Below are 3,887 nucleotides of genomic sequence, written 5' to 3' on the forward strand. Positions count from 1 at the left end.
CGAGTTTGTCTACAGTCTGACCCATCTTCCTTTGGAAGATCGCTTTTTATTATTGATTATTTTTGTTTAAGCACTTTTATATTTTTTATATAGTGACTGCTTATTAATCCATGTTTGAAGACGGACAAACAGCAGCATAAATACGACTGTAATTAAAATTCCTTTTACGATGTTGAATGGAAGAATGGCTGTTGTAATCATTTGTCTGGTTTCAGCACCTGACATGGCTGTTGCTCCCGCAAAAATGGTATAAGCAGGTAGAATAACATAATAATTTAGGATACTCATTAAAGCAGCCATTACGACTGTACCTGTAATCAGACCAAATGTCATTCCTTGTTTTGTCCTCTTAAGCAGTTCATAAACATAATAGGTTGGTAAGATAAACAGGATACCGGCAGCAAGATTAGCCAGATGGCCAACTGGTACACCCGTAGGACTTCCTGTCATAACAAAATCCAGCATATTTTTGATTGTTTCTACTAAGATACCTGCCAGCGGCCCAAAAATCAAGGCAGCAATGAGTGCAGGAATGTCACTAAAATCAATTTTTAGAAAAGGCGGCAATCCTGGAAATGGAAAATTCAACAGCATTAGCACATAGGCTATGCTCCCTAACATTGACAGGACAACTAATTTTTTTACACGCGTGTTGCTCATAATAGCTCTCTCTCCTTCTTTTTGTGTACTAATCTACCCCACGAAAAGAGGATCGGCACCAAATGCCATTTCACAAAAAACCCTTTGATCAATAAAATGATCAAAGGGAGAGTTAGCGGCATCAACAAATAAACGTCACAAATTATTACATTTGGCACGGCATTTGGAACCTCCATCTTCTCCCATCCAGACTATACTGTCGGCTTTGGAATCTCACCAAATCCTGCCTTGTAAGGCTCGCGGGCTTAGAAGGGATATTCCTTCATCACCGCCGGTGGGGAATTACACCCCGCCCCGAAGATAGACCTATTAAATTTTATTGCATAAAAAGAGTATATACGATATATGCATGTTTGGAAAGCTTTTTGGCTTTTTTTCTGAAAAGTTAGATTTTAATGATTTGTCCCCCCTTATTTCCCTTACCTCTCCTTAACGGTTTCCTAAAACACTATGCCGCTGTACTTCGCTAAAATATTTTTCCCCCATCCTTTTGTGAATAGAAAAACCCATCAGAATGCATGCTGACAACGTTTATTCACAAACATTTTCTATTTGGAAACGATTACATAAAGGGAGATCAAATTGACAGAAAGATAAAATGTCGAGTAAAATTAACTGAAAATTCTCGAGAAAAACTTGGTTAGGAAGGTGTTTCTACGTGTATCGAATATTAGTTGCAGATGCTATAAAACCAGAGGGATTGGGTCCCTTATTAGAGTCACCCCATGTTACCCTTATTCAAAAAACCATCCAAGAAGCAAAGGATGAGCTTAATGAAATGGACGCCATCCTTGTAAGAAGCGCGACCAAAGTAACGGAAGAATTAATGAGTCAAATGGCTAACTTAAAGATTATAGCCCGAGCCGGAGTAGGCGTTGACAATATCGATGTTCCTGCTGCTACCAAAAGAGGGATTGTCGTTGTTAATGCACCTGATGGCAATACAATTTCGACTGCTGAGCATACATTTGCAATGATGGCTTCCTTAATGCGTCATATCCCCCAAGCCTATTCTTCCTTAAAAAATGGAGAATGGAAACGTTCATCCTTTACAGGAACAGAACTTTACGGAAAAACGCTGGGAATTGTCGGTATGGGCCGTATCGGAACTGAAATTGCTAAGCGTGCAAAAGTATTTGGTATGGATGTTCATGTATTTGATCCCTTCTTAACAGCTGATCGTGCTAAAAAGATTTCTGTCACTTCCCTGCCGCTGTCTGAAGTCCTAACCAGCTCAGATATTATTACCGTACATACACCTCTAACTAATGAAACAAGAGGCTTATTGAATAAAGAAAACCTGCGGACTTGTAAAAAGGGTGTTTATTTATTAAATTGTGCGCGAGGCGGCATTATTAATGAAGATGATTTATATGAATTGATTGTCGAGGGCCATATTGCAGGAGCAGCTATAGATGTCTTTACAGAAGAACCTCCCCTTGGACATAAGCTTCTAGAATTAGATCAAGTAATCGCCACCCCTCATCTAGGTGCTTCAACAAAAGAAGCCCAGTTAAATGTGGCTACACAGGTTGCCCAAGAGGTGCTTGTATTCTTAGAAGGAAAACCAGTATCTAATTCAATTAATCTTCCAGCCATCTCTAAAGAGGTCTTTGAGAAGGTACAGCCATTTTATGAATTGATTAAACAAATGGGAGCGATTGTTTCACAATGTATGCAAGAGGGTGTTCAAGAAATATCTGTTTCGTATGCAGGAGAAGCCTTGGACTTCGATACATCGATTTTAACGAAGAGCCTTATATCAGGTTTCTTTAAATCTAGACTAGATGTACCCATTAATGAAGTAAACGCATTGTTGATCGCTAAGGAGCGCGGGGTATCTATTGGCGATAAAACCTCTCATGACACATTTGGTTATTCTAACTTAATCACGGTAACTGTAACTGGAGATAAACAGCAGCTTACTATCAGTGGTACCTTTATTCCTAATTATGGTGCTAGAATCGTCAACCTTAATGGATTTAAGATTGATTTCCACCCTGAAGGAAACCTGCTTTATATACAACACACCGATAAGCCTGGTGTAATCGGGCGCGTAGGAAAAATCCTTGGTGATAACGACGTCAATATCGCCACCATGCAGGTTGGACGTAAACAAGCCGGCGGCGAAGCAATCATGGTGCTTACCTTTGATAAACCACTACAGCCCAGCTTAAAAGATAAACTTAAAGAAAATACCGATATTACATCCATGTATAAAATAACAGTATAATCTCTGTATGAAGAAAAGACTGTCGTGTACTCAACGACAGTCTTAGTTTGTAGGCAAAAGAGGTACGGAAGTACGGAATGATTTCATTCCGTACTTCTTTTGGTATTTTGTACACATTTCATGGATGTTTTCCTGCTTATCGAGACAGCTCATGGCTTTTATAGTCGTACTGTTATATTATTTCGTAATGGACATAGTATCCGCTTTTCAGATCACTTATGTCCTCCTGAATTTGTTCTAGGGTAGTACGTGTAACATTCAATAGCTAGGTTTTACATCCAGATTAACTTTAGAAAGACGGTTGATGGGAGTGTTGGCGTGAAGACTCCTGCGGGAATAGCGGGACAGGAGAGACCCCGCAGGAGCGTAAGCGACGAGGGAGGCTCACCGCCCGCCCGCGGAAAGCTAAGCGCCTGGAACGGAAATTAACCGACTCATTTTAATAACTAAAAGAAAACTGTCGTGTACTCAACGACAGTCTTTTCTATTTAAGAGGATTCATTCCATCATTACTTTATATAATTGGGTGCTGCTGGAATGATAATCGGCTCTGACAAGTCCAGCTCTTGTACCTGACTTACGGAAGCATTAAACAATTGCACCTGTTCAAAGCCAAAATCTTTCGCAGTAAAAAGAATAGCCTCTATAGCTGTTCTTGTTTCTTCCGTATCTTCTATAATCGAATCAGTAGACAGGTCAATTTCAAGCGTGCTCTTATGCTCTCTAACATTGTCCCAGCCAATTGTTTGAGGTACGGAAGGGTAAATACCTTCAATACCCGGATCTTCCTTCAGTGACACTAATGCGTCGGTAATAGAATCATAGCTGATGTTTGATGGTGCAAGAAACCTCCGGCTGGTTTCATTATGCTGATACAAAAGAAAAGATTTTTTATCAAATTTACTAATCTCCAAGGTCTCTAACATGCCTGCATGAGAAAACGGTATCCCTGGCTGCCCATTTGTGGTAAAAACAACCTGTTCAATTTGGTTAT

2 protein-coding genes, 1 pseudogene and 1 riboswitch are annotated in these 3,887 nt (G+C 39.9%); of the genes and pseudogenes, 1 reads left to right on the top strand and 2 read right to left on the bottom strand.

The genetic code is table 11. The features are described from left to right. Positions 1–66 precede the first annotated feature (66 nt). Entirely contained in the window at positions 67–660 is a 594-nt protein-coding gene (locus AC52RT_RS10215; RefSeq protein WP_495540647.1) for an ECF transporter S component, read from the bottom strand. 170 nt (positions 661–830) lie between these two features. Next, a riboswitch (FMN riboswitch) is annotated at positions 831–966 on the bottom strand. A gap of 352 nt (positions 967–1,318) precedes the next feature. Here AC52RT_RS10215 and serA point away from each other — a divergent pair. After that, entirely contained in the window at positions 1,319–2,893 is a 1,575-nt protein-coding gene (gene serA, locus AC52RT_RS10220; protein WP_495540648.1) for a phosphoglycerate dehydrogenase, read from the top strand. A 509-nt stretch (positions 2,894–3,402) separates the two neighbouring features. On the opposite strand, the pseudogene AC52RT_RS10225 reads toward serA, so the two are convergent. Then, positions 3,403–3,887 (bottom strand): annotated as a pseudogene (locus AC52RT_RS10225) (hypothetical protein); the annotation flags it as partial.

The organism is Peribacillus sp. (assembly GCF_059453735.1).